This window comes from Citrobacter sp. wls757, from assembly GCF_005280935.1.
GTDB lineage: Bacteria > Pseudomonadota > Gammaproteobacteria > Enterobacterales > Enterobacteriaceae > Citrobacter > Citrobacter portucalensis.
This window is the reverse complement of record NZ_SZWU01000052.1, coordinates 16,505-17,877: the sequence shown is the minus strand read 5'-3', so window position 1 is coordinate 17,877 and position 1,373 is coordinate 16,505. Positions and strand designations below refer to the sequence as shown.

Annotated in this window: 2 protein-coding genes; both read left to right on the top strand. The window is 54.4% G+C overall.

Features of this window, described 5'->3' with window-relative positions; genetic code table 11:
* Positions 1-73: 73 nt before the first annotated feature.
* On the top strand, positions 74-901 hold the full coding sequence (gene rhaD / locus FDW94_RS14155) for a rhamnulose-1-phosphate aldolase (protein WP_137377778.1): 828 nt from the start codon (positions 74-76) through the stop codon (positions 899-901).
* A 74-nt stretch (positions 902-975) separates the two neighbouring features.
* The coding region (locus FDW94_RS24270; protein ID WP_249358523.1) for an iron-containing alcohol dehydrogenase at positions 976-1,373 on the top strand (398 nt) is incomplete at its 3' end.

Below are 1,373 nucleotides of genomic sequence, written 5' to 3'. Positions count from 1 at the left end.
GCCGGATGGCGCTTCGCTTATCCGGCCTACGTAAGACCCGATAACGTTCGGGCAATAAACAGGAACACCGAACATGCAAAAAATTACGACTTCCTGGTTCGTCCAGGGGATGATCAAAGCCACTTCTGATGCGTGGCTGAAAGGCTGGGACGAGCGTAATGGCGGCAACCTGACGCTGCGTCTTGATGAAGCAGATATTGCGCCGTTTAGCGCCGATTTCCACGAAAAACCACGCTATATTGCGCTAACTCAGCCGATGCCGCTGCTGGCAAACACACCGTTTATCGTCACCGGTTCCGGTAAGTTTTTCCGTAACGTCCAGCTCGATCCCGCGGCAAACTTGGGCGTGGTACAAATAGACAGCGACGGTGCGGGCTACCACATCCTCTGGGGCCTGACCCACGAGGCCGTGCCGACCTCTGAACTGCCGGCTCACTTCCTCTCTCACTGCGAACGCATTAAAGCGACGAACGGTAAAGACCGCGTGATCATGCACTGCCATGCCACCAACCTGATCGCTCTGACCTACGTACTGGAAAACAATACAGCGCTGATTACCCGCAAGCTGTGGGAAGGCAGCACCGAGTGCCTGGTGGTGTTCCCGGATGGCGTTGGCATTCTCCCGTGGATGGTGCCGGGTACAGATGAAATTGGTCAGGCTACCGCCGAGGAAATGCAGAAACACTCGCTGGTACTTTGGCCGTTCCACGGCGTGTTCGGAAGCGGACCTACCCTCGACGAAGCGTTCGGTTTGATAGATACCGCAGAGAAATCCGCCGAAGTTCTGGTCAAAATCTTTTCGATGGGCGGTATGAAGCAGACCATCTCACGTGAAGAGCTGGTCGCACTTGGCAAACGCTTTGGTGTTACGCCGCTGGCAAGCGCCATAGAGCTGTACTGATACCTCCCAACTCAACGCCGGATGCGGCTTCGCCTTATCCGGCCTACAGGATTTTATTATTAAGGAGAATAGTGATGAGCTTTATGTTGGCACTGCCAAAAATTAGCCTGCATGGCGCCGGCGCGATTGCCGATATGGTGAATCTCGTGGCGAATAAACAATGGGGCAAAGCGCTGATCGTCACCGATGGTCAACTGGTAAAACTGGGCCTGCTGGATAGCCTGTTTGCCGCGCTGGATAAACATCAAATGTCTTACCACCTGTTTGATGAAGTATTCCCGAACCCGACAGAAGAGCTGGTACAGAAAGGTTTTGCGGCCTATCAGAACGCAGAATGTGACTACATCATCGCCTTCGGTGGCGGTAGCCCGATCGATACCGCCAAAGCGGTGAAAATCCTGACAGCCAACCCTGGCCCTTCTACCGCTTACTCCGGCGTGGGTAAAGTGAAAAATGCTGGCGTCCCGCTGGT

Bases quoted from the DNA above. Each gene is read 5' to 3' on its own strand.
- rhaD (WP_137377778.1), top strand. From the start codon at position 74: ATGCAAAAAATTACGACTTCCTGGTTCGTCCAGGGGATGATCAAAGCC.